Consider the following 26,891-nt stretch of genomic DNA (forward strand, 5'->3'; position numbering starts at 1 on the left):
CCGGCCCCTGTCGGCCGGGAAGAGGGAGGGTGTCGTGGCCGAGTACATCTGCGTCGACGGACCGCTGGAGGGCCGGCTGTTCCGCTGGCGCAAGGCGCCGCGCACGGGCGAGCCGCTGACGGTCGCCGTCGTCGACGTCGACCACGCCGTCCTCGAGGTCGACTACCGCGTGACCGCCACCGAGGAGGCGGGCTCGGGACGCCTGGAGTTCGTCGGCGCCCGTGACGCCCACGGGCACGGCACGACATCGCTGCTGTCGCGGGTCCGCCGGGTCCGCGGCCGGGTCGCGGACGCCCCCGGCCGCACGGCCCGCGCCGCGAGCGACCGCCTCCGCCGCGGGCACGCCGCCCTGCGCCACTGACGACTCCCGGGGCGCACCCAGCACGCCCCCCCACGTCACCGCACCCGCGTCGTCGGCGCGGCCGGATGCCCCGCGTCACCCCGTGGTCACCTGCGGTTCACCCGGGCCCGCTACCGTGCGGCGCGCGCCGTCCGGCGTGCCAACGGGTCGAGGGGGTCGGTGTGGTCGTCCTCGTCCCCCCGCCGATGCCGGCGACGGGCGGCGGGACCCGACCCGGCCGACCTGCGCCGGTCGTTGCCCGGGGACGCCGGCAGGCCGACCCGGTGACCCACCCGCTCACGGGACTCCGGGTGACCCGGCTGCCGAGCGGCGCGGTCGCGACGTCCGCGCCCGCGCCTCGACCTCGTCGCGTGGACCTCGCGTGCCCACCCGCCGTGCCCACCCGCCGTCTCCACCCGCCGTGCCCACCCGCCAGCGCAGGCGCGGGACGTGGGAGCGGGGAACCATGAGCCGTCGGCGCGACGGACGGGTCGGGCCGGCGGCCGGTGCACGGCGCGCGCCCCTGCCCACCCCCTCCTCGACCCGCAGAAGAACCAGGGAGCTCCATGAACGGCAACGGTGAGAGCGGGACGGTCGGCACACGCGCGCCCGCGGCGACGACGTCGGCCGGGTCGGACGGACCAGGCGCGTCGACGTTGATCACCGAGATGTCCCGGGCCGCGGGGTCGGCGCTGGCCGGCGCGGTGCAGAGCGACCTGCCCGAGGACCTGCGCCGCGCCCTGTCGCGGTTCCGGGTGGAGATCGACGACGAGGGCGAGCCGGTGCTGCTGCGCCCGGACGGCACCGTCGTCGACACCTGGCGCGAGGGCTACCCCTACCCCGAGCGGATGACCCGCCGGGAGTACGACGTCGCCAAGCGGGCGCTGCAGATCGAGCTGCTCAAGCTGCAGAGCTGGATCAAGGCCAGCGGCGGCAAGCTGGTGGTCGTCTTCGAGGGCCGGGACGCCGCCGGCAAGGGCGGCACGATCAAGCGGTTCACCGAGCACCTCAACCCCCGCGGTGCCCGGACCGTCGCGCTGGAGAAGCCCTCCGAGCGCGAGAGCAGCCAGTGGTACTTCCAGCGCTACATCTCCCACCTGCCCGCGGCCGGCGAGATGGTCCTGTTCGACCGCTCCTGGTACAACCGGGCCGGCGTGGAGCGCGTCATGGGCTTCTCGACCCAGGAGCAGTACCGGGAGTTCATGCGCCAGGCGCCCAAGCTCGAGCGGATGTTCGTCGACTCCGGCATCCACCTGGTCAAGTTCTGGTTCTCGGTCTCGCACGCCGAGCAGCGCACCCGGTTCCTCATCCGGCAGATCGACCCCGTGCGCCAGTGGAAGCTGTCCCCCATGGACCTGGAGTCCCTGGACCGGTGGGACGCCTACACCGCGGCCAAGGAGGAGATGTTCGCCCGGACGGACACCGACCACGCCCCGTGGACCGTGGTGAAGAGCAACGACAAGAAGCGCGCGCGCCTGGAGGCCATGCGGCACGTGCTGGACCGCTTCGACTACGAGGGCAAGAACCCCACGGTCGTCGGCACCCCCGACCCGCTGATCGTCGGCCGGGGACGGGACCTCGTCGAGACCGACGAGACCGGCTCGGAGTCGCGGGGTTGGTGACGTCGCGCGGTGACCGGCACGCAGGCCTGCCGTCCTCGACGGCGTCGCCGCTGCGCGCCGGTGACCGGGCGGCCGCACCCAGAACCCTGGTCGACCTGTTCGCGGCCACGGTCGCCCGTCACCCGGACGTCCCGGCGATCGACGACGGCGACGAGGTCCTGACGTACGCGGCGCTGGCGGACGCCGTCGCGGTCCGGGCCGGGCGGCTCGCCGCGGTGGGCGTCGGCCCCGGGGACCGGGTGGGGGTGCGTGCGTCGTCCGGCACCGTGGGCCTGTACGTGTCGGTCCTCGCCGTCCTGCACGCCGGTGCGGCGTACGTCCCGGTGGACGCGGACGACCCCGAGGAGCGGGCGCAGCGGGTGTTCGCCGACGCAGGGGTCGCCGCCGTCCTCGGTGACGGACCGGACCCGCTGGGTCCCGACGGCGGCGCGCTCGCGGTGCGCGACGCCGTGGCCTCCCCCCGTGCGCCCGGGCTCGGGGACGACGCGTGGATCATCTTCACCTCCGGCTCCACCGGGCGCCCCAAGGGCGTGGCGGTCACCCACCGCAGCGCGGCGGCGTTCGTCGACGCCGAGGCCGAGCTGTTCCTGCGTGACGCCCCGATCGGTCCCGGTGACCGGGTGCTGGCGGGGCTGTCCGTGGCGTTCGACGCGTCCTGCGAGGAGATGTGGCTGGCCTGGCGCCACGGGGCGACGCTGCTCCCCGCGCCCCGGGCGCTGGTGCGGGCCGGGACCGAGCTGGGCCCGTGGCTCGTGGACCGCGACGTCACCGTGGTCTCGACCGTCCCCACGCTGGCCGGGATGTGGCCCGCCGACGCGCTCGACGCCGTGCGCCTGCTCGTCTTCGGCGGCGAGGCCGTGCCACCCGAGCTCGCGTCCCGGCTGTGGGCGCCCGGCCGCGAGCTGTGGAACACCTACGGGCCGACCGAGGCGACGGTGGTCGCGTGCGCCGCGCTGCTGCGTCCGGACGAGCCGGTCCGGATCGGGCTCCCGCTGGCCGGCTGGGACCTGGCCGTCGTCGACCCGCAGGGCGACGAGGTGCCCGACGGCGCCACCGGCGAGCTCGTGATCGCCGGCGCCGGGGTGGCGCGCTACCTGGACCCGGTGCTGGACGCGGCCCGGTTCGGCCCGCTGGGGTCGCTCGGGTGGGACCGGGCCTACCGCACCGGCGACCTGGTCGTGCGGGACCCCGCCGGCCTGCTCTTCGTGGGCCGCGCCGACGACCAGGTGAAGGTCAACGGTCACCGCATCGAGCTCGCGGAGGTCGACACCGCCATGCAGGCCCTGCCCGGGGTCGCCGCGGCGGCGGCCGCCGTGCGGCGCTCGGCCGCGGGGGGCACCGTGCTGGTGGGCTACCTGACGCCGCACCACGGGCAGACCCTGGACGTGCACGGGCTGCTGCCCGTCCTGCGCGAGACCCTGCCCGGCTCGATGGTGCCGGTCCTGGCCGTCGTCGACCACATCCCGACGCGCACCTCGGGGAAGGTCGACCGGGACGCGCTGCCCTGGCCGCTGCCGGACGCCGACCTGCCGGACTCGACACCGCTGACCGGGCTGGCGGGCTGGGTCGGGGCCCAGTGGGCCGCGGTGATCGGCACCCGCCCCCAGCACGAGGACGACGACTTCTTCTCCTACGGCGGCAGCTCGCTCACCGCCGCGCAGCTCGTCTCGGCGCTGCGCTCGCGGTACCCGGAGGTCACGGTCGCCGAGGTGTACGCGCACCCGGCGGTGGGTGACCTCGCGCGGCACCTGGTCCGGCGGTGGCCGGACCGCGACGGACCGGCCGACGGGACCGGCGCCGCCCGTCCACCCGTGTCACCGGTCGGCCGGGCCGCCCAGGCGGTGCAGCTGCTGGCCCTGCTCCCGCTGCGCGGTCTGGTCGCGCTGCGCTGGCTGACGGTGCTGGCCGCCGTGAACCTGCTGCTGGACCGGGTGGGCGACGTCGCGTGGGCCGTGGCCGTCCCGTGGGGGTGGGTCGCGCTCGGCTGGCTGGTGACGGTGAGCCCGCTCGGGCGGCTCGGGGTGAGTGCGCTCGGTGCCCGCCTGCTGCTCGCCGGGGTGCGCCCGGGCACGTACCCGCGCGGCGGGCCCGTGCACCTGCGCCTGTGGGCCGCGGAACGACTCGTCGAGGGCTTCGGTGCCGTCACCCCGGCGAGCGCGCCGTGGGTGAGCCTGTACGCCCGGGCGCTCGGGGCCTCGATCGGCCGCGACGTCGACCTGCACTCGGTCCCGCCCGTCACCGGCCTCCTCACGCTGGGCGACGGCTGCGCGATCGAGCCGGAGGTCGACCTGTCCGGCCACTGGGTCGACGGGGACGTCCTGCACGTCGGCCGGGTCGAGGTGGGCGCCGGAGCGACGGTCGGCGCGCGCAGCGTCCTGCTGCCGGGTGCGCGGGTGCGTGCCGGGACGGACGTGGCCGCGGGATCGGCCGTCCACGGCGTCACGGGCAGGGACGAGTACTGGTCGGGGTCCCCCGCGACCCGCCGGCACGAGGCCCGGCACCCGTGGCCGGCGGCGCGCCCACCGGTCCGGCGCGGGTGGGCCTGGACCGTGGTCTACGGCGTCGCCGGGGCGGGCGTCGGCGCGGTCCCCGTGGTGGCGGCGCTCGCGGCGCTGGCCGTGCTGGTCGGCGTGCTCGCCGACGCGCCGTCGCTGGGCTCCGCCGTCGCGCCCGCGCTGGGAGCCACCCTGCTGGCGGTCCCGGTCGGCTACCTCACGTACGCCGCGCTCGTCGTGCTCGGCGTGCGGGGGCTCGGCGGCTCGCTGCCGGAGGGGTACCACCCCGTCCGGTCCGCCGCGGGGGTGCGGGCCTGGACCGTCGAGCGGCTCATGGACGCGGCGCGCACGTGCCTGTTCCCGCTGTACTCCTCCAGCGCCACACCCGCGTGGCTGCGTCTGCTGGGCGCGCAGGTCGGTCGGGGGACCGAGATCTCGACCGTGGTCGGCATCCCGACGATGATGCGGATCCGCGACGGCGCGTTCCTCGCCGACGACACCATGGTCGCCGCCTACGAGCTGGGCGGCGGGTGGCTGCGGGTGGCGTCCGCCAAGGTGGGTCGGCGCGCCTTCCTCGGCAACTCCGGCATGACCGCCCCCGGCCGCACCGTCCCGAAGAACGGCCTCGTGGCCGTGCTCTCCGCGGCGCCGGACCGGGCCCGGTCGGGCTCCAGCTACATCGGCAGCCCCCCCGTGCTCCTGGCCCGGTCGGCCACCGTCGACGACGGCGAGCGGACCTACGAGTCGACGCCCGCCCTGCGGCGCGCCCGTGCGGCCGTCGAGGCGTGCCGGGTGGTCCCCGTGCTGGTCCTGGGCCTGCTGTGGGTCGGCACCGCCCTGGCCCTGCAGTGGCTGGTGACCGTGGGCGGCTGGGGCCTGGCCGTCGTCGGCGGCGGCGTGGTCCTGCTGGCGACGGGCGTGGTCGGTGCCGTGGTCACCATCGCGGCGAAGTGGCTGCTGATCGGCCGGTTCACGGCGGGCGAGCACCCCCTGTGGAGCTCGTTCGTCTGGCGCAGCGAGCTCGCCGACACCTTCGTCGAGGTGGTCGCCGCCCCGCTGTTCGCCGACGCGGTGAACGGTAGTGTCGCGCTGGTGTGGTGGCTGCGGGGGCTCGGTGCACGCCTCGGTCGCGGGGTGTGGTGCCAGACGTACTGGCTGCCGGAGGCGGACCTGGTCCACCTCGGCGACGGCGCCACCGTCGGTCCCGGCTGCGTCGTCCAGACGCACCTGTTCCACGACCGGGTGATGGCCCTGGACACCGTCACGGTCGGGGCCGGCGCGACCCTGGGGCCGCACGGCGTGATCCTGCCCGCGGCGGTGCTGGACGACGGCGCCACGGTCGGCCCCGCGTCCCTCGTGCTGCGCGGGGAGACGGTCCCCGCCGGCTCGCGCTGGGTGGGCAACCCGATCGCCCCGTGGCGCGACGCCGGGGCGGCCGCGTGAGGGCGACGCCCGGCCTCGGCGGGCCCCGGCCCGACCCGTACGCCTTCGGTCACGGCGACCCGCGGTTCCACGTCGAGCACTACGACCTCGAGCTCGACTACCGGGTGCGCACCAACCGCCTGAGCGGGACCGCCCACCTGCGGGTGCGGACCCTGGAGCCCCTGTCCGAGCTCCGGCTGGACCTCAGCGGGCTGTCCGTCCACGGCGTCCTGGTGGACGGTGCGCCGCCCGCCCGGTACCGGCACCGCGGCGGCACGCTGACGGTCCGGCTGGCCGACCCGGCACCGGCGCAGACGGTGCTCGGGGTGCACGTCACGTACGCCGGCGCACCGCGTCCGGTGGCGAGCCCGTGGGGCGAGGTGGGGTGGGAGGAGCTCGAGGACGGCGTCATCGTGGCCAGCCAGCCCACCGGCGCCCCGTCGTGGTTCCCCTGCAACGACCGCCCGGACGACCGGGCCACCTACCGCACGTCGGTCACGGTGGAGAACCCGTACGTCGTCGTCGCCCACGGCACCCCGGTCGCCGCGCGCCCCCGCGCCGGGGCGACGACCTGGGAGTTCGACGAGCCGTACCCGACGTCGACCTACCTGGCGACGGTGCAGATCGGGCGGTACGCGGACGTCGTCCTCGTGGACGCGCCCGTGCGGCAGCGGGTACTGGTCCCGCCGCACCTGGTCGCGGGGGCGCGTCGTCGGCTGGCCCGGCAGCCGCAGATGATGGACGCGTTCGTCGACCTCTTCGGGCCGTACCCCTTCGACGCCTACACGCTGGTCGTCACGCCCGACCCGCTCGAGATCCCGCTCGAGGCGCAGGGGATGGCGGTCTTCGGCTCCAACCACCTGGGGTCCGGCGCCGACGACGACGCCGGGCGGCTCGTGCCGCACGAGCTGGCGCACCAGTGGTTCGGCAACTCGGTGTCCGTGGCCGGCTGGCAGCACATCTGGCTGAACGAGGGCTTCGCCTGCTACGCCGAGTGGCTGTGGTCGGAGGTCTCCGGCGGGCCGACGACCGACGCCCTGGCGAGCGACCACCACGACGCGCTGGCGCGGCTGCCGCAGGACCTGACGCTGGCCGACCCCGGTCCGTCCGACCTGTTCGACGACCGCGTCTACAAGCGCGGAGCGCTGACGCTGCACGCGTTGCGGCGGACCCTGGGCGACGCGCCGTACCGCGAGCTCGTCCACACCTGGACGGGCCGTCACCGCGGCGGCACCGTCACCACCGCCGACCTGCGGGCGCTGGCAGCCGAGGTCGCCGGGCGCAGCGGTGGCGAGGCCCAGGTGGCCCGCGTGGAGGAGCTGCTGACCGACTGGCTGGACCGTCCGGCGCTGCCGCCGCTGCCCGGGCCGGCGCCGTCGCTCCCCCGCCGGCTGCTCGACCACCTGCGTCACCCGACGAGCAGCCGCGCCCCGTCGTAGCGGCGGACCACCAGGGTCCCGGGCCGGCCGCCCGACGCGGGCGCCGCCCCCGGGAGCAGGTCGGGCGCGAGGACCGCGACCGCCCCGGCCGTCCCCCGTCCCAGGCGCAGGTCCGCGACGGCGACCGCGTCCCCCGCCACGGCGTCCACGCCCCGGGCCGCCCGTCGCGCGCGGTGCAGCTCCAGCGTCCCGGGGGCGACCGACAGCCCGGTGCCCAGCGCCTTCAGCGCCGCCTCCTTGCGCACCCACGCCCGGGCCAGCGCGCGGGTGGCCACCGCCTGCGGCCACCGGCGGCGGTGCCGGGCGAGCTCCACCGGGGACAGCGCGACGTCGGCCAGGGGGGCCGCGCCCACCGCGGCCGGCGACACCGCGTCGATGCCGACCGGGCCGTGGGAGCACACGGCGACGGCCACCAGCGGTCCGGACCGGGTGACGCTGACGTGGGTCGGCGCCGCGTCGCCGGCGGCCGCGGGCCCGGTGACGGTGACCGGTCCGTGGCCGCCGCCGCAGGCCGGGCACGACACCCGGAGCCGCACCTGGCCCGGCGCGCAGCCGAGACGCTCGGCCAGCACGGACCTCAGCAGCGCTCGCCCCAGCGTGAAGCGGACGGCGGCCGGCCCCGGGAGCGCGGCGGCGCGCCCCCGTTCGACGTCGTCGAGGAGCCGGTCGGCGTGCGTGACGGGGACGTCCCGCGGGCTCAGGGACCACACGTCCAGCACGACGGTCGCGCCAGGGGTCAGAGCAGCCACCGGCGCAGGGACTTCTTGCCGGCCGCCGACCACACGGCGTCGGCCGCCGCCCGCGAGCGCTCCGCCGTCAGCTCCTCCAGCGCGTGCAGCCGCCCGTAGGTGAAGGCCGTGCTGGGCTGGGAGGTGTGCTGGGCCAGCTCACGCAGGTGGGCGACGGTGTTCACCGAGTCCAGGTGCTCCCCCAGCGCCTCCTGCACGCTCTCCATGGCCGTGCCGAAGGCCCGGGCGTCCTTGCCGAACACCGGGGTGACCGCCTCGGCCGCGTAGCGGGCGCGCTTGGCGGCCTTGCGGGCGTCGTGCAGCCGCTCGGTGCGCTCGTGCGCCTCGGTGGCGCTGTGCGCCTCGGTCATGGCGGTGCGCAGGTCGGCGAACGTCTGGGCGACCAGGGCGCCGAGCACCTCGGCCGCGGGGCCGGACGCCCGGTCCTGCAGCGGCGGGTTCGTCAGCAGCGCCTCCAGCGTGTCGAGCAGCGTGCGGTAGCGCTCGCTCTCCAGGGCGCGGACGACCCCCTCGTGGGCCTCCCGGTACGCCTGCGCCGACTGGTCGCTGACCTCGTCGGCGACCGTCGCCCCCAGGCGCCGGTCCGGTTCCTCCCCGGCGACCGCGGCCTCGAGCCGTTCACCCATGACCTCCGCGTCGCGAGCCGTCCCCAGCACGGCGGCCAGCCGCCGCAGCTCACGCGTGAGGGGCCGGGTGACCGTGCTGTGGAACAACGGCTCGAAGGTCGTCAGCGTGCTGCGCAGCCGCCGGGTGGCGACCCGCATGGCGTGCACCGCGCCCGGGGCGTCCAGCCGCACGAGCAGGTCCTGGTCGCGGATCTGCGCGACGTGCGTCCCGACGGCGTCCAGGACGACGTCGGCGGCGGGCCCGCGGCGCAGCGCCCGCGCCGCACGGCGCTCCGCGTCCTTCGCCTCCTGCTCGGCCTTCTTCGCCTTGGCCGCCTTCGTGCTGCTCGCCTTCGGGCGCGGCGCGTCCGGCGCCGCGGTCGACCCACCGTCCACGCCGAGGGTGCGCATGAGCTTGGAGGCGCTGGCCGCGGGCACCAGGCCGCGCTCGCGGAGCAGCGGGTCGACCGCCGCGAGCAGCTCGCGGGGTCCGTCGACCAGCTCGACCTCGATCTCCCGCCACGTCTGCGCCCCGTCCGGGGCGTCGGCGGCGTCGCCGCCCGCACCGGCGGCGTCGCCCAGCCGTCGCGCGGTGACCCGGTCGTCGGCGACCTCGACGAGCACGCGGCCGGTCGGGTCCACCAGCCGGCGCACGGTCCGCTGCGTCTCGATCCGCGCGACCGGCACCAGCGGTCGGCCGGCGGTGCGCGCGTAGGTCATGGTGACCAGCTGCTGGGGGACGGCGTCGGCACCGTCCTCCAGCGGCAGGCGGACCTCCGACCGTGCCCCGTCGGGGACGGGGACCTTGAGGTGCCACCCGCCGTCGTCACCCCCCTCACGACGGCGCAGGGTCAGGCCCGAGGCGGCGAGACGGAGGTCCACCGTGTCGTAGTAGACGGCGCGGAGCTCGTGCTGCGCGGCCTCGCCCTCGGACCACGGGGTGCCGTCGGCGTCCGGCAGGCCGTCGCGACCACGCAGCGGCCCGAACAGCTCCACCAGACCGGGTACCTGGAAGTCGGCGTCCGCGTCGTACTTCGTCTCGACCTCGTCGTGAACCGTCACCATCCGCCTGTTCTACCAGGGGCCGACGACACACCGTCACCGCTCGGTGCGCGGCTTCCGTGCAGGTCCGGCCCACCGTCGGGCGGGCGGGCGGTCACGGCGGCGCCCCGACGGACGTGAGAGCCGCGAGGGCGGCCAGCGCCATGACGGTCGCCAGGCCGCAGAAGAGGCCGCTCAGGAACGGACGCTGCACGGATTCACCGATCGCCGGGGGTGACCGGCCCGAGGCTCCTCCATGCCGGTGAACGCCGTCCCACGCGCGGGCGGCACCACGCCGCCGGGACGGTGAACGGCGGGTCAGCGGGACGGCGGATCGGCGGGTCACCGGACGGCCGTGCGACCCGTGTGGCCCGAGTGCGACCTCGTCGACCGTTCCGGGCATCCGACACGTCCCGGACGTCGCACTGGACGGCCGCGTGGGTCCGCGGGACGGCCGGTCCGCGGTGGCAGGTGCCCGGCGCGTCGACCGCGACCTCCCGGACGACGGGGCGGGCGTCGCGTTCTAGGGGGTGCGGGTGACCCGGGCGGCGACCTGCGCCAGGCGGCCGCGGGCCGCCAGCCGGCGCCGGTCGCGGCGCCGGTTCCCGTTGTAGACCACGACGTCGTCGAACCGGTGCACGCCCGGGCGGTCGGCCACCGCGACGGCCCGGTCCCGCAGGCGCTCGAGCTGGGCGACGGTCATCTGCAGCGGTGGCTCGCCGGGGTGCCGCGGTGCCGCGAGCGGGTGGTCGCGGCCGGGCCGGGCGGACATCTCGATGTGGCAGCCCAGCACGTGCGTCGTGGGCACGGTCCGGCAGAACGCGACGAGCCGCTCGAGCGTGGCGACGAAGGCCGCCATGTCCGGGACGTACAACCGGCCGGGGTAGACGGTGTCGCCGGTGAGGAGGATGCCGGTCCACGGGTCGTGGAGGACGACCGCGGCGGCGTCGTGCCCGGGGCCGCCGATGACGCTGAGGACGCGTCCGCCGAGGTCCAGCGGGACCACCTCGTCGGGCCAGCGCGTGAAGCCGAAGAACTCGCGCACCGACGCGAGGTCGGTGCCGACCACGGTCGTGCCGGGGCGGGCGCGCATCGCGTCGTCACCGGCGGTGTGGTCGCCGTGGCTGTGGGTGTGCACGACGGTCAGCGGGTAGGTCCCGCGCGGGTTCTCCCGCAGCCACTCCTCGACGAGGCCGTCGACGAGCGACCGGACGGGCCAGCGGGCCGGGTCGGCGGTGGCCCCGGTGTCGACGAGCAGCGCGCGCTCGTCGCCGAAGAGCAGGAAGACGAACGGCGCCTCGGGGTCGGTCCGTCCGGACTGGCGGATCACGACGGTGTGCCGGTCCAGCCGGTGCACCTGGGCCAGCGGCTGGTCCGGGTCGGTGCCGTCGATCCACCGGACGTCGAGGTCGACCGGGACGGGGGCGTCGGTGCGGAAGTCGAGGGGGACGGTCATGGCGGCTGCTCCTGGGGTGGGTGCGGCGAGGAGCACCCGGACGTGCGCGGTCGGCGGCTCAGGCGTCGCCGCGGCGCCGGGTTGGACGGGAGGGCGGCCCACCCTCGGCGGGACCGGCGGCGCCCAGGTGGTCGGCGCGGACGGCGAGGACGGCGACGTCGTCCTGGCTGTCGTGCGCCAGGTCGGCGACGAGCCGGTCGCACAGCTCCTCCAGCGGGAGGCCCGCCAGCTCCTCGACGGTCGTCCGCAGACGGTCCAGGGAGACGGTCAAGGACTCGTCGCGTCGCTCGACCAGCCCGTCGGTGTAGAGCAGCACCGTGGCGCCGGGCTCCAGCAGATGGGTGTGGTCGACCCGGGACGGGTGCGCGTGCACCCCCAGCAGCAGGTCGGTGCGGTGGTTGAGGAGCTCGGCACGTCCGTCGGCGTGCAGCAGCACCGGCGGCAGGTGCCCGGCGTTGGACCACCGCATCCGGTGCTGCCCGCGCGCGGCGAGCTCGGGTGGCTGCTCGAGCGTGGCCAGGATCGCACTGCTCAGGACGTCGATGCCGAGGTCGTGCATGGCCCAGTCCAGCGACTGCAGGATGACGGCCGGCGTGGTCTCGACGGCGTGGGCACCGCCGCGCAGGACGTTGCGGATCTGCGCCATCGCGACGGCAGCGCGCAGGTCGTGACCGGTGACGTCGCCGATGACGAGGCAGGTGCTGCCGTCCCGCAGCACGAAGGCGTCGTACCAGTCCCCGCCGACCTGCGCCGCAGCGGCCGCCGGCACGTACCGGGCCGCGAGGTGCAGGTGGTCCGGCCGGGGCAGCTCGGTCAGCAGGCTCCGCTGCAGCTCCTCGACGAGGTCCCGGCGCGCCGCCTGCAGGTGCGCGTTGTCCAGCGCCAGGCCGAGCTGGGCCACGGCGTCCTGCAGCGTCCCGATGTCCTCGGACGTGAATGGGCCCCGGTCGACCTCGTTGACCAGCGTCAGCAGACCTCGCACCTGCCCGCGACCGCGCAGGGGGAGCACCACCGTCGCGTGCGGCGCCAGGCGCTGGAGCAGGGCGTACGCCTCGCCGTCGTCGAGCAGGTCCCCGGGTCGGGCCCGGCCGGCGTCGACGACGGTGGCCGGACGACCCGACGCGAGCGCCCGGGCGACCGGGGAGCCGCTGGTCAGCGCCGGCACCCGCACCGCCACGTAGGCGTCGAGCACCGGCTGCAGCTCGGCGTCGCGGTGGAACGAGGCGACGTCGCGCATGCGGTGCCGCCAGGTGGTCGGACCCTCGTCGAGCACGCTGGCGATGGCGAGGTCGGCCAGGGTGGGGACCAGGATCGGCAGGACGGCCCGCAGGGCCTGCACCGGGTCCTGGACCTCGGCGAGCTCGGTGGCGACCCGGCCGAGCAGCGTGGCCTTGCGCTCGGCCTGCAGCGCGTTCTCCAGTGCCTTCGGCGCGCCGTCACGTCGGTGAAGAACGCCGCCACACCCCCGCGCTCGGGGACCGCGCGGACCTCGTACCAGGCGTCCAGCGGGGCGGGGTAGTACGCGTCGAACACCACCGTCCCGCCGGTGGCGGCGACGTGCCGGTAGCTCACCTCGAACGGCGTGCCGACGGCGGCGGGGAACAGGTCCCACAGGTCTCCCCCGAGCAGGTCCGCCCGCGGCCGGCCCAGGATGCGCTCGGCCTCGGCGTTGACGTACGCGAAGCGCCAGCTCTCGTCGACGCGGAAGTACGCCACGCTCATGCCCTCGAGGACCTCCCGCACCCGCTCCTCCTGGGCGCGCAGGGCGGTGGTGTCGGTCGTCACGCCGACCACCTGCTCGGCCCGGCCGTCCACGCCGGGCAGCGCCCGGCCGCGAGCCGTGAGCCAGCAGACGGTCCCGTCCGGCCGGAGCACCCGGAACTCGGCCTCGTAGACCCCGCACGTGGCGATCGCCCGGTCGAGCGCCACGCGGACGTGCACCAGGTCGTCGGGGTGCACCCGGGCGTCGAACGCCTCGATCGTGCCGCGGAAGGTCTTCTCCTCGTAGCCGAAGGCCTCCAGCAGCGAGGCGTCCCACCGCAGCGCGCCGGTCGACAGGTCCCACTGGAAGGTCCCGAGGGCCGCCGCCTCCACGGCCGCGTTGAGCAGCGACTCGCGGCTGCCGCTGCCGTACTGGCGGTCCAGCGCGCCGACCTCCAGCCGCACGGCAGCGGCGGAGGCCAGGTGCCGCAGGGTCCGGACGTCGCCGTCGTCCCACGACCGCGCGGCGGGACCGTAGACGCAGAAGGCCCCGACGACCTTCTCGGTGTCGCTCACGATCGGCACCGCCAGGTACGCGCCCAGCGCCCCGCGGACCACGGCGGGGTGGTGCAGCGTGCGGGGGTCACGGGCCGCGTCGGCGACGACCATGCCGGCATCGGTGACGGCGGCCTGGGTGCACAGGGCGGCCTCGAGCGAGGTCCGGGTGCCCGCCGGGCCCGGCAGCGCGTCGACGGCGGCCACGATGACGCGCTCGTCCGTCAGCAGCGAGATCTCGGCGGCCGGGGTCCCGAGCAGCTGCACCGCCAGCCCGGCCAGCGTGCGCAGGGTGCCGTCCTCGGTGGCGCCGGCCTCGAGCAGCCGGCGCGCGGCGGCGGTGCGCGCCGCGTCCCGCGCCAGGGCCTGTGCGGCCTGCTGCTCCGTCGAGGCGCCCCCCGGACCGTTCATCGCCTGCCCTCGCTGCTCATCGGGCCGACCCTCTCACACGTCCCCTCCCGCCGACTGGGGGGTGACATCGGCGGTTCCGCTCACCGCGCCACGCGCGTGGCCGATGGAGGTCTCGCGACCTGCGACGCGGGGACCGCCACGACGGGGAGAGGACCATGACGGATATCGACGAGGTGCTCGCGCTCGGCCGGGTGCGCAGCGTGTTCCAGCCGATCGTCGAGCTCGACTCGGGTGCCGTCGTGGCCTACGAGGCACTGGCCCGCGGCCCCCGGGGCCCGCTCGAGCGCCCGGACCTGCTGTTCGCCGCCGCACGCGAGGCCGGGCGCCTGCGCGAGCTGGACGAGCTGTGCCGCCGGACCGCGCTGCGCACGGCGATCACCGCCGGCGTGCTCGCGCCCCTGACGCTGTTCGTGAACGTCGAGCCGGAGGTCCTGGACACCGCCCCGCTGGAGGAGCTCCTGGCCATCAGCGCCGCCGCGCCGCGCGACCTCCAGGTCGTGCTGGAGATCACCGAGCGCGCGATCGCCGCCCGGCCCGCGGAGCTGCTGGCGACGGTCCAGCGCCTGCGTGCCGCGGGGTGGCGCATCGCGCTGGACGACGTCGGCGCGGACGACCTGTCGCTGGCGTTCATGCCGCTGCTGCGTCCCGACATCATCAAGCTCGACCTGCGGCTCGTGCAGCAGCGCCCGGGTCCCGAGCTGGCCGAGATCATGAACGCCGTCAACGCCGAGGCGGAGCGCGCCGGGACGGTGGTCCTGGCCGAGGGCATCGAGCACGAGGGTCACCTGACCATGGCGCTCGCCCTCGGGGCGCGGCTGGGGCAGGGCTGGCTGTTCGGCCGGCCGAGCGACGGTCTCGCGCCGGGCCTACCGACGGCCCCCCTGCAGCTGCGGACCCCTCCGGTCGTCCGGGAGCAGGCGTCCCCGTTCGCGTGCCTGCCCGAGGGCACGCCGCTGCGGCGGTCCACGAAGGCCCTGCTGATCGAGGTCAGCAAGCACCTCGAGCGGGAGGCGATGCGACTGGGCTCCACGTGCACCGTGGTCTCGGCGTTCCAGGAGGCGCGACACTTCACGCCCGCGACGGCGCACCGCTACCGCGAGCTGGTCGCGCGGGTCGGCTTCGTCGCCGCGATCGGCGAGGGCCTGCCGGCCGAGCCGGTGGCCGGTGTGCGTGGCGCCGACCTCGCCGCCGACGACGCCGTGCGCGGTGAGTGGGACGTGGCGGTGCTCGCGCCGCACTTCGCCGCGGCGCTGCTCGCGCGGGACCTGGGTGACACCGGCCCGGACCGCGAGCGCATGTTCGAGTTCGCCCTCACCTACGACCGCGAGGTGGTCGCGGACGCGGCGCAGGCGCTCATGTCCCGCGTGCTCCCCCGCGACGCGCTCCGCCTGGTCGCCCCCGACGCCGCCGATGCGGACGCGGGGGGCGGCGTCGTGCCCGGGCGGCACGACGCACCGCAGCCCGCGGCCGGGGGGACGGAGCGCACGCTGCGCCGCGCCCTGGCCGCGACCGGCAACGGCGTCACGATCAGCGACGTCACCCGCCCCGACCAGCCCCTGGTGTACGTCAACACGGCGTTCGAGCGCCTGGCGGGCCTGCGCGCCGAGGAGGCCCTGGGGCGCAACTGCCGGTTCCTCCAGGGCCCGGACACGGACGCCGCGGCCGTGGAGCGCCTGCGGTCGGCGATCGCCGAGGGCCGTGAGGCCCGGGAGACCGTGCTCAACTACCGGGGCCCCGAGCGCACCCCGTGGTGGAACGAGGTCTACGTCGCGCCGGTGTTCGACGATGACGGACGGCTCGTCCAGTACATCGGCGTGCAGAACGACGTCACCGTCCGGGTCGACGCGGCGGAGCGGCTGCGGGTCGAGCACGAGCGCTCGCAGAGCTACCTGCGCGAGGTGGAGCGGCTGGCGTACCGCGACCCGCTCACCGGCCTGCTGAACCGCCGCCGGCTGACCGAGTCGCTGGAGGCGACCCTGCTGCAGGCGCAGGTCGCCGAGACAGGGGTCGCATTGCTGTACGTCGACCTCGACGGCTTCAAGCAGGTCAACGACCTGCACGGCCATGCGGTGGGCGACGAGCTCCTGCAGGCGGCCGCCGACCGGCTGCGCACCCGGCTGCGCCGCGGTGACCTCATCGCGCGGCTCGGCGGGGACGAGTTCCTCGTGATCCTGCCCGCCGTCGACCAGGAGGAGGCCCGGGCGGAGGGAGAGCGCGTCGCCGGCCAGCTCGCCGACGCGCTGTGCCAGCCGCTGACCACCACGCGCGGGACCGTCAGTGTCCGCGCGTCGATCGGGGTCAGCGCCTACCCGCAGGACGGCTCCGACTTCGACGGCCTCGTCCACGCCGCCGACCGGCGGATGTACCGCGCCAAGGCCCGGCACGGCGCCGAGGAGCCGGCGTCCGGCCGGTGACGGGCAGGCACTGCGCCGGCCGGTGAGCACCCGGCCAGGCAGCCGCGACGTGCGCCGTTCGCTTAGTGATAATGATTACCGTTAGAGTCTGCGGCGGGTCCTCCGACCCCGGGAGCCGACCTGCGTGACGGGTCCCGACCACGTCCGTCCCCGCAGACAGGAACCTCCATGCCGACCCTCCGCACCCACCGTCGCTCGCTCCTGGCGGCCGCCGCCGCACCCCTGCTCCTGCTCACCGCCTGCGGCACCGGCGGCGAGCCGGCAGCCCCGGGCGCCGCGGCACCCGCCTCCGCGGACACCGCGCAGGACCGGCAGGACGGGGCGTCGGAGGCGACCGAGGCCGCTGCGTCGTCACCGCGGCTGGCCCTCACCTACGACGGCGGGGTGCAGGTGCTGGACGCCACGACGCTGGAGGTGCTGGCCGACGAGCCGCTCGAGGGCTTCACCCGCCTGAACCCGGCGGGCGACGGGCGTCACGTGCTCGTCTCGGCCGGGGGCGGGTTCCACGTGCTGGACGCGGGCGCGTGGGAGGAGCCGCACGGCGACCACGCGCACTTCTACACCGCCCGGCCCCACCTCACCGGGACGGTCCTGGCGGCGCAGGAGCCCGGGCACGTGGTGACCCACGCCGGCCGCACCGTGCTCTTCGACGACGGCACGGGGGACGTCACCGCCTTCGACAGCGCCGACCTCGAGCACCCGGACCGGGTGGAGCGCACGTACACGACTCCCGCGGTCCATCACGGCGTGGCGGTCGAGCTGTCCGACGGACGGCTGGTGGTCTCGGAGGGCACCGAGGAGGGCCGCTCGGGCATCCGGGTGCTGGACGCCCAGAACCAGGAGATCGCGGCGGACGACCGGTGCCCCGACGTGCACGGGGAGACCGTGGCCGCGGACGAAACAGTCGTCCTGGGCTGCACCGACGGCGTCCTGGTGTACCGCGACGGCGTCCTCACCAAGGTCCAGAGCCCGGACCCGTACGGCCGCATCGGCAACCAGTTCGGCACGCAGGACTCCCCCGTCGTCCTGGGCGACTACAAGAGCGACCCCGACGCCGAGGTCGACCCGACCACGCGCGTGTCCCTGATCGACACCCGGACGGCGACGATGCGGCTGGTCGACCTGCCCTCCTCCTACTGGTACCGGTCACTGGGCCGGGGCGAGAACGGCGAGGGCGTGGTGCTCGGCACCGACGGCGCCCTGCACGTCGTCGACACCGCGGCCGGCGCGGTCGTGCGATCGGTCCCGGTGATCGACCCCTGGGAGGTCTCGGAGAACTGGCAGGACCCGCAGCCGCAGGTGTTCACGATGCAGGGGTCGGCCTACATCACCGACCCGGCCGCCCAGGCCGTCCACGCCGTCGACATCGAGACCGGCGAGGTCTGGGCCACCGCGGACCTGGACGTGGTCCCGAACGAGCTCACGGGCACGACCGGCGAGGCGGAGGACCACGCGCCGCACGACCGCGGGTGACCCGCCCGCTCAGCGACCGGTCGCCCCGCGCCCCGGCTCACGTGCCGCGCACGCGGAGCACGTCCCGACGAGCTCGAGCGTGTGCTCGATGTCGGCGAAGCCGTGCTCCGCGCCGACGGCGGTGGCCCACGCCTCCACGCCCGGGCCCTCCACCTCGACGGTCCGGCCGCACACCCGGCACACGAGGTGGTGGTGGTGGCTGCGCTGCTCGCACCGGCGGTAGACCAGCTCGCCCGAGGTCGTGCGCAGCGCGTCGACCTCCCCCTCGTCGGTGAGCGACTGCAACGTCCGGTAGACGGTGGCGAGCCCGGTGCGCTCGCCGCGCGCCCCCAGCAGCTCGTGCAGCTGCTGCGCGCTGCGGAAGTCGTCGACGTCGGCCAGGAGGGACTCGATCGCGGCGCGCTGCCGGGTCGAGCGCTGGACGGCCATGGTCACCTCCACGCGGGTCGGGTCGGGGCTGCGTCGTCGTCGTACCGGCACCGCCGTGCCGGCCCGGCATGCCGACCGGGCATGCGGGCCGGCACGGCGAGCATGCTTGCCGGGCACGAGAACCTATCAGCGCCCCACGGGCGCTGAGACGGCGCGCGCTCAGGTCGTCGCGACGCCGACCGGCTCCGCCGCGGGTGCCCCGGAGGACGTGGGTGCCCCGGAGGAGGAGCGGACGACCCAGGCGCCGAGGGCGGTGGTGACGGGGATCGCGAGCACCAGCCCGATCGACCCGACCAGGGTCCGTGCCACCTCCTCGGCGATCTCCCCGCTGGTCAGCGAGTCCAGGACGGAGCGGTCCGAGATGCTGAGCAGGAGCACCAGGGGAAGGCTCGCCCCGAGGTAGGCGAACACGATCGTGTACACGGTCGAGGCGATGTGGTCGCGACCGATGCGCATCCCCCGGTCGAACAGCTCGCGCCAGGACGCGTGCGGCGAGGCGGCGTGCAGCTCCCACACCGCCGACGCCTGCGTGATCGTGACGTCGTTGAGCACCCCGAGCCCGGCCAGGACCATGCCGCAGAGCAGCACCGCCCGCAGGTCCGCCGCCGGGGCGTAGGACTGCACGTCCAGGGCGTACTCGCCGGACAGCCCCGTCAGGTGGGCCGCCCCGCTCGCCCAGGCCGCGATGCCCGCCGTGGCGGCCAGGCCGACCAGGGTGCCGAGCAGGGCCGTGGAGGTCCGGGTCGTGAAGCCGTGCGCCAGGTACAGGACGACGAACATGATGAGCGAGGAGGTCACGAGCGCCACCGGGAGCGCGGGGCGCCCCTCCAGCAGGGCGGGCAGCGTGAAGCCGCCGACCACCACCAGCGACAGGCCCAGCCCGATCAGCGCGGCCATCCCCCGCCACCGGGCCACCGCGACGACGAGCACGCCGAACGCTGCGGCCAGCCAGCCCAGCGGCGGGCCGCGCACGTAGTCGACGAACAGGTACGGCGTCCCCTCTGCCGCCGCCTCGGCGACGTAGGCCACGCGCACGCGGTCCCCCGGGGCCAGCACGGGCAGGTACTCCGGCGGGACCAGCACACCGACGTCCGAGCCGTCCGACATGGACGCCCGGACCTGCTGGTCCGCCTCGGTCGAGGCCGGGCGCACCCGCTCGACCGTGACCTGGTGGAAGGTCATCCCGGGCGCCGTCGTCTGCATGACCGGGCGGTCCGCCTTCGTCGGTCGCAGGAGGTACGCGGCCACCAGGGTCGCGAGCAGGGCAGGCACGAGGACCGCCGCGACGATCACCCGAGCCCGCCGACGGACCGGTCGGGTCGCGGCCGCGGACCCGGAGCCGTGCACGTGCGTCGTCATCGCGCCCACCCTCACCCGGCGCCCACCGGCGGCAGGCCGTCGACACGCCGTGACGCCCGGACTCGACCGCCGGGGCTCCCTCGCATCCCTCACACCTGCCCCCCGCGCGCCGATGGGAGCCACGATGAGGACAGCACCGGAGGTCATCGTGGGTGAGGCGCAGCGCGTCGCCGCCCTGCGCGGGTACGGCCTGCTCGACGTGCCCGTGCGGGACGACGAGCTCGAGGGAGTGGTCCGGCTGGCGGCGGCCGTCGCCGGCGTGCCCACCGCGACGCTCAACCTGATCGACGACCACCGTCAGTGCCAGCTGACGACGGTGGGCTTCCGTGGCAGCGACTCCCCGCGCACCGACTCCATGTGCGACGTGCGGTTCCTCGAGGGCAGGACCGTGTGGACCCGCGACGCGAGCACCCACCCGGACTACGCCACGAACCCGTGGGTGACGGGGCAGCTCGCAGCGGTGCGCTTCTACGCCTCGGTCCCCCTCGTCGACGCGAGCGGCCACGTGCTGGGCACGCTGTGCGTCTTCGACGTGGTGCCCCGGGTCGTGACCCATGCGCAGCTGCGGCTGCTCGAGGACGCCGCCGGTGTGGTGATGGCCCTGTTCGAGCGTCGCCGGCAGGCCCGGGACAACGCCAACCTCGCGGCCGAGGCCGACGAGCAGCGCACCCTGGTCGAGCTCACCATGGGCGCGCTGGAGGAGCGGTACGAGCTCACCGAGGCGATCCTGGAGACGATCGACGTCGGGGTGGCCGTCGCCGGTCCGGACGGACGTCTCACCATGCTGAACCGGGCGGCACGCGACTGGCTCGGTGTCGACGCCGACACCCGGCTCGATCGCGGTGACCACCTGGACCGGTACACCGTCCTCGCCGCGGACGGCGTCACCCGCCTGACACCCGAGCAGCGCCCGCTGCGGCGCGCGCTCGTCGAGGGCAGCGTCAGCGGCGAGGAGCGGGTGATCGCCGTCGACGGCCGTCCCCCGGTGCGCCTGACGACGTCCGGGCGCGCCCTGCTGGCCGCGGACGGCACCCGGCTCGGTGCGGTGATCGCGATGAGCGACGTCACGCGGGACCGGGAGCAGCGGGCCGCGCTCGAGTCGGCGCACCTGGAGCTGGCCGACCGTACCCGGGAGCTCGAGCGCTCCAACGACGAGCTGGAGCAGTTCGCCGCCACGGTGAGCCACGACCTGCGCTCACCGCTGACCGTCGTCGACGGCTACCTCGAGCTCCTCGACGAGGTGTACGACGACGCGCTCGGCGACCAGGGTCGCAGCTGGGTGGCGACCGCGCGGCGCGGCCTCGGCCGGACCCTGGCCCTCACCGACGCACTGCTGACCTACGCCCAGGCGGGCGCCACCCGGTGCGTCCGGCGTCCGGTCGACCTGCGCGAGGTGCTGGACGCCGCCGTCGTCGACCTGCGTCACGAGGTGGTCGGAGCCGGCGCGCTGATCGAGGGCGGCGAGCTGCCCACGCTCCTCGGCGACGAGTCCCTGCTGCGCCAGCTGCTGCAGAACCTCCTGGGCAACGCGATCAAGCACCGGCGTCCGGACGTGCCGTGCCGGGTGCAGGTCACGGCGGCGCCGACCGACGACGGCTGGGTCGTCTCCGTGGCGGACAACGGCCGGGGCATCCCCGCCGACCAGCGACAGCGTGTGTTCGCCATGTTCACCACCCTCGACCCCGGCGCCCGCACCGGTCACGGGGTGGGTCTGGCCACGTGCCAGCGCATCGTGGAGCGTCACGGCGGGCGCATCTGGGTCGCCGACACCCCGGGCGGGGGCGCCACGGTGCACGTCGGGCTCCCGCAGTCCACCGAGCTCAGCAGCCCCGGCAGCCCCGGCGCGAGCGCGCACCGAGCCGGCTAGGGCCCGGGCATGCCGGTGCCGCGCCGACGCCGTCGACGCCCTGGAGGGCGGTCGCCCGTCGGCAGCCACCGTCGGGTCCTCCCCCAGGCTCAGGTGGCGTGCCGCCCGGCCGATGGAGGACCCGTCGGCACAGACAGAGGAGCGCACGTGGGACGGACGACCTGGCACGTACCCCGTGCCATCGCACTGCTGCGCCTGGCTGTCCCGGTGGTGGCGGTGCTGTACGCCGTCACGCTGCTGCCCGGTGTGCGCGGCCCGCAGCCGGTCTTCGTCGGCTGGCTCGACAGCGGGGTGGGACTCGGGGTCGTCGTCGCCTCCGCGGCGCTCTGCCTCCTGCGGGCGGCGCTCGTGGGCGCGGAGCGACGGGCCTGGATCTTCCTCGGCCTCGCGCCGCTCGCGTACGTGTGCGGCGACCTGTACTACAACGCGGTCCTGGTGGGGGCCGACGTCGTGCCGTACCCGTCCTGGGGCGACCTGGGGTGGATCGGCGTCTACCCCCTGCTGGTGACGGGCCTCGTCCTGCTGCTGCGCGCCCGGGTGGCCGGCGTCCGCGCCAGCCTGTGGCTCGACAGCCTGACGGGCGGCTTCGGGGCCGCGGCGCTGCTGGGCGCCCTGGTGCTCCGTCCCGTCCTGGAGCTGACCCAGGGACGGCTCCCGGTCGTGCTGACCAACCTGGCCTACCCGGTCGCGGACCTGGGCGTGCTCGCCGTGCTCATGCTGGTGTTCAACCTGCACGCGTGGCGCCCGGGACGCTCGTGGTGGCTGCTCGCGTGGGTCGCGGTCGTCCTGCTCGGCTCCGACAGCCTGTACCTGCTGCAGACGGCTGCCGGGACCTACGTGGACGCCGGCCCGCTGGACGCCGGCTGGATCCTCGCCCTCGGCGCGCTGGGCCTGGCGGCCTGGCAGCGGCCACCGCGGACCACCGCCGTGCGGGAGGGCAGCGCCAGCATCGCGGTGCCCGCGACCCTGAGCGTGCTCAGCACCGGGATCCTGTTCGCCGGCGCCCTCCACGCACTCCCCCTGGTGGTGTGCCTGGCCGGGCTGGCGACCGTGCTGCTGGCCAGCGCCCGCCTCTTCTTCGCGCTGGTCGAGAGCCGCAGGCTCGCCGCCGCGCGGCTGGAGGCACGGACCGACGAGCTGACCGGCCTGCCCAACCGCCGCAGCTACCTGGAGAGCGTGCAGGCCGCGCTGCACGCCGGCGACCCGGTCACGGTCATGATCGTCGACCTGGACCGGTTCAAGCAGGTCAACGACTCCCTCGGTCATGCGGTGGGCGACGACCTCCTGCAGGTCCTGGGTCGTCGGATGGCCGCCCGCGTGGGCAGCGACCGGACGCTCGTGGCCCGGCTGGGGGGCGACGAGTTCGCCGTGCTGACCCGGGAGGGTGCGGAGGCGGACGCGTACGCGGTCGCCGAGCAGCTGCGGGGCGTCATCGCGGAGCCGGTCGAGCTCGGCGGGCTCGTCCTGCGCGTGGACTCCAGCGTCGGCCTCGCCCACGCACCCCGGGACGGCACCACCTGGGAGGCGCTGCTCGCGCGGGCGGACGCCGCCATGTACGCGGCCAAGCGCGGTGGGACCGGGGTCGCGCAGTACGACGCCACCCGCGACGCCGACGGCGTCGACCGGCTGGCGCTGCTGGCGGACCTGCGGGTCGCCCTGGAGACGGGCCGGCTCGAGGTGCACTACCAGCCGGTCCGGTCCCTGCACACCGACCACGTCACCAGCGCCGAGGCCCTGGTCAGGTGGACCCACCCGACCCGCGGCCTGCTCAGCCCCGCCGAGTTCCTCCCGGTCGCCGTGGAGGCCGGGCTGAGCCGCATGCTCACCGACGAGGTCCTGCGCATGGCCACCGACCAGGCGGCCCGCTGGCACGCCGAGGGTCTGGACGTCCCCGTCGCGGTGAACCTCAGCGAGTCCGACCTGACCGACCCCGACCTGCTCGACCGGATCGCCGGGCACCGCACCCGCACCGGGCTCCCCGCCCGGTCGCTGACGCTGGAGATCACCGAGTCGACCGTCGCCGCGGTCATGGACACCGCCCTGCCGACCCTCGAGGCGCTGCGCACCCAGGGGCACCTGCTCGCCCTGGACGACTTCGGCACCGGCTACTCGTCCCTCTGGGCGCTGCGGACCCTGCCCATCGACGTGCTCAAGCTGGACCGCTCGGTCATCCGCGCCGTCGGCAGCCCCGCCACCGACGCGGTCGTCGCCGGCACCGTGTCGGTCGGTCATGCCCTCGGCATGAGGGTCCTCGCCGAGGGCGTGGAGACCGTCGCGGACCTCGAGGCGCTGCGGCTGCTCGGGTGCGACTCGGTCCAGGGCTTCGTGCTGCACCGGCCCGCCCCGGCACTGCAGACCACCACGGTCCTGCGCGCGCTGGCGGCGCGGCCGACGGCGACGCCCGTCCCGGCGGTCGTCACCCTGCCTGCTCCCCGGCAGGGGTCGGGCGTGATCGCCTCCCGCGGCTGACGGCGCACCGACGTCCGCCACAGGGGTGACGCGGGCGACCGCCCCGGCCGACGTGTCATGCGCCCGTCCGGCCCGCCGATGGACACAGGGGAAGGGAGGACTGGTGAGCGATCTCAGCAGCGGTTCGGAGACGTCGGGGGTGACCACCGGTCTCGTGGTGCGGTACGTCCGGGAGCACGGTGGCGAGTCCGCGGTCACGGAGCTGCTGCGACGTGCCGCCGTGCCGCACCCGCTCGCGGAGCTCCAGGACGAGTCCCGGTGGGTCAGCTACGACACCCGCATCCGGCTGTTCGAGGCGGCGGCGCAGGTCCTCGGCGACCCCGACTGCACGTTCGCGATGGGCGCCGCCGCGCTGCGGACCGGGTTGAACCACTCCCTGGTCCTCGTCCTGCGTGCCCTGGGGTCGCCGGCGCAGGTGTACCGCCAGCTGCCCCGGGCCGTGCCGAAGTTCTCCGCCACCTCCACGATGGAGGTGCTCGAGCTCGCACCCGGCCGAGCCACGGTGCGCTTCCGGCTGCACGAGGGATACCGGCACTCGCGCCTGGACTGCCGCTACGCGCAGGGCCTCATCCAGATCGTCCCGGAGATCTTCGGCCTGCCCCCGGCGACCCTCGTGCACGACCGGTGCCAGTCGGACGGCGCCGAGGCGTGCGTGTACCGGGTGCGCTGGACGGCACGGACCCGGCTGCCGTGGCTGCGGTCGCGCCGGTCGACCGAGCTGGAGCTGGCCGCGCTGCGGGGGCAGCTCCACGCGCTGCAGTCCGCGGCGACCGAGCTGGTCGAGAGCGACGACCTCTCCCTCACCCTGCGACGCATCACGCACCGTGCCGCGGCGGCGGTCCTCGCCCCCTCCTACCTGCTCGCCGTCGCGGACCCGCAGGGCGGCGGTCCCCTGGTGCACAGCGAGGGCCTGCCCCAGCACGAGGTCGCGCCGCTGGCCGACCGGCTGCTGGCCGGTGAGGACCTGGGCGAGGGGGCCGTGGTGGTCGACGTCGCCTCCAGCCGGCGGTGGCACGGCCGGCTCGCTGCGATGTACCTGCCGGGCCAGCGCGGCCTCGACGACGAGCGATCCCTGCTGAGCGCCTACGCCGGGCACGCCGCGGCGGCGCTGGACCTGCTCCTCGCGCTCGAGGACAGCCGGCGCGGGCAGAGCCGCTCCGACGCGCTGCTCACCCTGGCCCACGAGCTCCAGGCGGCCACCGACGAGACGACGATCGCCGACGTCGTCGTGTCCGCGCTGCCGGGCATCGTCGGGTGCAGCGCGTCGGCCGTCCTGCTGTGGGACGCGGCCGCGGGCGCCCTCCTCCCGGTCGCCTCCGCCGGCCTCACCCCGGACCAGTGGGCCGTCATGCACGCCGGCCCGATCCGCGCCGACGACACCCCCGAGCTGGTGGAGATGCTCGCCCGGCAGGAACCGCGGATCATCCCCGCCGACGAGGCCACCCCGGCGCTGCGCGACCTCCTCCTCGCCCTCGACCTCGCCGGCTGCGTCGTCGTGCCCCTCGTCGCGGGCGGGGACCTGCTCGGTGTCGCCACGGCGTCCTGGCGTGACGGACCGATGCCCGTCGACCTGCGCGAAGGCATCGCCCGGCTGCAGGGCGTCGGCGAGTACGCCGCGACGGCGCTGCAGAACGCCCGGCTCCTGGCCAAGGTGCAGCACCAGGCGCACCACGACACCTTGACCGGACTGCCCAACCGGCTCCTGTTCACCCGCACCCTCGACCAGACGCTGCTCGCCCTGGAGCCCGGCCGGTCGGCGGCGGTGCTCTTCTGCGACCTGGACAAGTTCAAGCGGGTCAACGACGACTTCGGCCACGCCGCGGGCGACGAGCTGCTGCGCCAGGTGTCGGCACGGATCGCCGGCGCGATCCGGGGCCACGACGTCGCGGCGAGGCTGAGCGGCGACGAGTTCGCGGTCCTGCTGCCGGACGTCGGCGACCCCCTCGCTGCCGACTCCCTCGGCCGCCGTGTGGTGGCCTGCTTCCAGAGCCCGTTCCGCATCGACGGGCGCGAGCTCCGGGTCACCACGAGCGTGGGGGTCGCCCTGCAGACCGGACCCGGCGGCCGTGCCGACCGCCTGCTGCGCCAGGCGGACACCGCGATGTACACGGCGAAGGTCCGTGGCCGCAACCAGGTGGCCGTCGCGCCGGCCGGTGCCGTGGTCCCCGCGCCGGGTGCGACCGCCCCGGCTCCGGCTCCGGTCGCGCAGGCGTCCCTCGAGGCCGAGCTCGTGCGTGCCCTGCGCGAGGACGAGCTCCGGCTGGCCTTCCAGCCGATCTGGTCCGTCCGGCCGGAGCTCGGGCGTCAGGAGATCGCCGCGTCGGCCCGTGCCGTCGGCGTGGAGGCGCTCGTGCGATGGCAGCACCCCCGTCTGGGCCTGCTGGGTCCCGCGGCGTTCCTCCCCCTGGCGGAGGAGGCCGGGCTCGTGGTGGAGCTCGACCTGTGGGCCATCCGGACGGCGTGCGCCCGGGCCGCGGCCCACGGCGCGGGCGGGCGTGGCCTCCACGTCGCCGTGAACCTGGCGAGCAGCACCCTGGCCGACCCCCGCCTGCAGCCGGCGGTCCGGTCGGCCCTCGCCGAGCACGGGCTGCGGCCCGAGCAGCTCTACCTCGAGGTGGTGGAGAGCCGAGCGCTGCTGGACGTCCCGGCCCTCGCCGGGCGGCTCACCGCACTGCGCCGCCTGGGGGTGCGCATCGCGTTGGACGACTTCGGCACCGGCTACTCGACCCTGACCTGGGTCCAGCGGCTCCCGGTCGACCAGGTCAAGGTGGACCGGTCGTTCACCGCGGGACTGCCCCACGACGCCGCCGCACTCGCCGTCACGCGGTCCGTGCTGGCGCTCGCGCGTGACCTGGGCGTCGAGATCGTGGCGGAGGGCGTGGAGACCGCGGACCAGCTGGCCGCCCTGGTCGGTGCCGGGTGCACGCTCGTGCAGGGGTACCTGCTGGGGCGGCCCGCTTTCGAGCTCCCCGAGCTCGGGGGGCGTCCCTCTCCGGCGGCGGACCCGCAGGCCACCGCCCGCGGCTGACGGCCCGGGCCACCCG

Annotated in this window: 15 protein-coding genes and 1 pseudogene; 9 read left to right on the plus strand and 7 right to left on the minus strand. The window is 75.8% G+C overall.

Features of this window, described 5'->3' with window-relative positions; all coding sequences use genetic code 11:
- Positions 1 to 34: 34 nt before the first annotated feature.
- The 4 genes from CAE01nite_RS08920 (at position 35) to CAE01nite_RS08935 (ending at position 7,318) form a co-directional block, all read left to right on the plus strand.
- Entirely contained in the window at positions 35 to 361 is a 327-nt protein-coding gene (locus tag CAE01nite_RS08920; protein ID WP_146902994.1) for a hypothetical protein, read from the plus strand.
- 545 nt (positions 362 to 906) lie between these two features.
- A complete protein-coding gene (gene ppk2, locus CAE01nite_RS08925) occupies positions 907 to 1,962 on the plus strand; it encodes a polyphosphate kinase 2 (protein WP_246131102.1) in 1,056 nt (351 codons plus the stop codon).
- Positions 1,959 to 5,900: a Pls/PosA family non-ribosomal peptide synthetase gene (locus CAE01nite_RS08930; RefSeq protein ID WP_246131103.1), complete on the plus strand. Its 3,942-nt coding sequence runs from the start codon at positions 1,959 to 1,961 to the stop codon at positions 5,898 to 5,900. The genes ppk2 and CAE01nite_RS08930 overlap by 4 nt, the downstream gene beginning before the upstream one ends.
- A complete protein-coding gene (locus CAE01nite_RS08935; RefSeq protein WP_222595865.1) occupies positions 5,897 to 7,318 on the plus strand; it encodes a M1 family metallopeptidase in 1,422 nt (473 codons plus the stop codon). The genes CAE01nite_RS08930 and CAE01nite_RS08935 overlap by 4 nt, the downstream gene beginning before the upstream one ends.
- Here the strand turns inward: CAE01nite_RS08935 and CAE01nite_RS08940 are convergent.
- From CAE01nite_RS08940 to CAE01nite_RS08960, 5 genes and pseudogenes are all read right to left on the minus strand, one after another.
- On the minus strand, positions 7,288 to 8,067 hold the full coding sequence (locus CAE01nite_RS08940; protein WP_186816483.1) for a 4'-phosphopantetheinyl transferase family protein: 780 nt from the start codon (positions 8,065 to 8,067) through the stop codon (positions 7,288 to 7,290). The genes CAE01nite_RS08935 and CAE01nite_RS08940 overlap by 31 nt on opposite strands.
- A complete protein-coding gene (locus tag CAE01nite_RS08945; RefSeq protein WP_146903003.1) occupies positions 8,055 to 9,737 on the minus strand; it encodes a CYTH and CHAD domain-containing protein in 1,683 nt (560 codons plus the stop codon). Before CAE01nite_RS08945 ends, CAE01nite_RS08940 begins: the two co-directional genes overlap by 13 nt.
- A gap of 499 nt (positions 9,738 to 10,236) precedes the next feature.
- Positions 10,237 to 11,169, minus strand: coding sequence for an MBL fold metallo-hydrolase (locus CAE01nite_RS08950; RefSeq protein WP_146903005.1), 933 nt, complete (start codon positions 11,167 to 11,169; stop codon positions 10,237 to 10,239).
- A gap of 58 nt (positions 11,170 to 11,227) precedes the next feature.
- The gene (locus CAE01nite_RS18095; RefSeq protein ID WP_307724986.1) at positions 11,228 to 12,508 is read right to left on the minus strand and encodes a PP2C family protein-serine/threonine phosphatase; all 1,281 of its coding nucleotides are present in this window, start codon (positions 12,506 to 12,508) and stop codon (positions 11,228 to 11,230) included.
- A 95-nt stretch (positions 12,509 to 12,603) separates the two neighbouring features.
- A pseudogene (locus tag CAE01nite_RS08960) lies at positions 12,604 to 13,836 on the minus strand (PAS domain-containing protein); the annotation flags it as partial.
- 155 nt (positions 13,837 to 13,991) lie between these two features.
- Here CAE01nite_RS08960 and CAE01nite_RS08965 point away from each other — a divergent pair.
- Together CAE01nite_RS08965 and aztD are read left to right on the plus strand one after the other, a co-directional pair.
- Complete coding sequence (locus tag CAE01nite_RS08965) at positions 13,992 to 16,250, plus strand: diguanylate cyclase domain-containing protein (protein WP_146903014.1); 2,259 nt, start codon at positions 13,992 to 13,994, stop codon at positions 16,248 to 16,250.
- A 168-nt stretch (positions 16,251 to 16,418) separates the two neighbouring features.
- Positions 16,419 to 17,723: a zinc metallochaperone AztD gene (gene aztD, locus CAE01nite_RS08970; protein ID WP_146903017.1), complete on the plus strand. Its 1,305-nt coding sequence runs from the start codon at positions 16,419 to 16,421 to the stop codon at positions 17,721 to 17,723.
- A 9-nt stretch (positions 17,724 to 17,732) separates the two neighbouring features.
- On the opposite strand, the gene CAE01nite_RS08975 is transcribed toward aztD, so the two are convergent.
- Together CAE01nite_RS08975 and CAE01nite_RS08980 are read right to left on the minus strand one after the other, a co-directional pair.
- Positions 17,733 to 18,152 carry a Fur family transcriptional regulator gene (locus tag CAE01nite_RS08975; protein WP_146903019.1) on the minus strand — a complete coding sequence of 140 codons (420 nt, stop codon included), beginning with the start codon at positions 18,150 to 18,152 and terminating at the stop codon, positions 17,733 to 17,735.
- Positions 18,153 to 18,311: 159 nt separating this feature from the next.
- Positions 18,312 to 19,511, minus strand: coding sequence for a YibE/F family protein (locus tag CAE01nite_RS08980; protein WP_146903022.1), 1,200 nt, complete (start codon positions 19,509 to 19,511; stop codon positions 18,312 to 18,314).
- Between the two features lie 124 nt (positions 19,512 to 19,635).
- Between CAE01nite_RS08980 and CAE01nite_RS08985 the strand changes: the two genes are divergently transcribed.
- The 3 genes from CAE01nite_RS08985 to CAE01nite_RS18770 all read left to right on the plus strand — a co-directional run bounded on the left by CAE01nite_RS08985 (position 19,636) and on the right by CAE01nite_RS18770 (position 26,875).
- A complete protein-coding gene (locus CAE01nite_RS08985; RefSeq protein ID WP_146903025.1) occupies positions 19,636 to 21,378 on the plus strand; it encodes an ATP-binding protein in 1,743 nt (580 codons plus the stop codon).
- 147 nt (positions 21,379 to 21,525) lie between these two features.
- The gene (locus CAE01nite_RS08990; RefSeq protein ID WP_146903028.1) at positions 21,526 to 23,847 is read left to right on the plus strand and encodes a putative bifunctional diguanylate cyclase/phosphodiesterase; all 2,322 of its coding nucleotides are present in this window, start codon (positions 21,526 to 21,528) and stop codon (positions 23,845 to 23,847) included.
- A gap of 103 nt (positions 23,848 to 23,950) precedes the next feature.
- Entirely contained in the window at positions 23,951 to 26,875 is a 2,925-nt protein-coding gene (locus tag CAE01nite_RS18770) for a putative bifunctional diguanylate cyclase/phosphodiesterase (RefSeq protein ID WP_186816484.1), read from the plus strand.
- Positions 26,876 to 26,891: the final 16 nt, after the last annotated feature.

Source organism: Cellulomonas aerilata, assembly GCF_007991755.1.
Classification (GTDB): domain Bacteria; phylum Actinomycetota; class Actinomycetes; order Actinomycetales; family Cellulomonadaceae; genus Pengzhenrongella; species Pengzhenrongella aerilata.

What these genes read in the sequence shown, in the direction of transcription:
- CAE01nite_RS08945 (WP_146903003.1), bottom strand. Translation starts at nt 9,737, where the DNA reads ATGGTGACGGTTCACGACGAGGTCGAGACGAAGTACGACGCGGACGCC.
- aztD (WP_146903017.1), top strand. Translation starts at nt 16,419, where the DNA reads ATGCCGACCCTCCGCACCCACCGTCGCTCGCTCCTGGCGGCCGCCGCC.
- CAE01nite_RS08975 (WP_146903019.1), bottom strand. Translation starts at nt 18,152, where the DNA reads ATGGCCGTCCAGCGCTCGACCCGGCAGCGCGCCGCGATCGAGTCCCTC.
- ppk2 (WP_246131102.1), top strand. Translation starts at nt 907, where the DNA reads ATGAACGGCAACGGTGAGAGCGGGACGGTCGGCACACGCGCGCCCGCG.
- CAE01nite_RS08980 (WP_146903022.1), bottom strand. Translation starts at nt 19,511, where the DNA reads ATGACGACGCACGTGCACGGCTCCGGGTCCGCGGCCGCGACCCGACCG.
- CAE01nite_RS08965 (WP_146903014.1), top strand. Translation starts at nt 13,992, where the DNA reads ATGACGGATATCGACGAGGTGCTCGCGCTCGGCCGGGTGCGCAGCGTG.
- CAE01nite_RS08950 (WP_146903005.1), bottom strand. Translation starts at nt 11,169, where the DNA reads ATGACCGTCCCCCTCGACTTCCGCACCGACGCCCCCGTCCCGGTCGAC.
- CAE01nite_RS08985 (WP_146903025.1), top strand. Translation starts at nt 19,636, where the DNA reads ATGAGGACAGCACCGGAGGTCATCGTGGGTGAGGCGCAGCGCGTCGCC.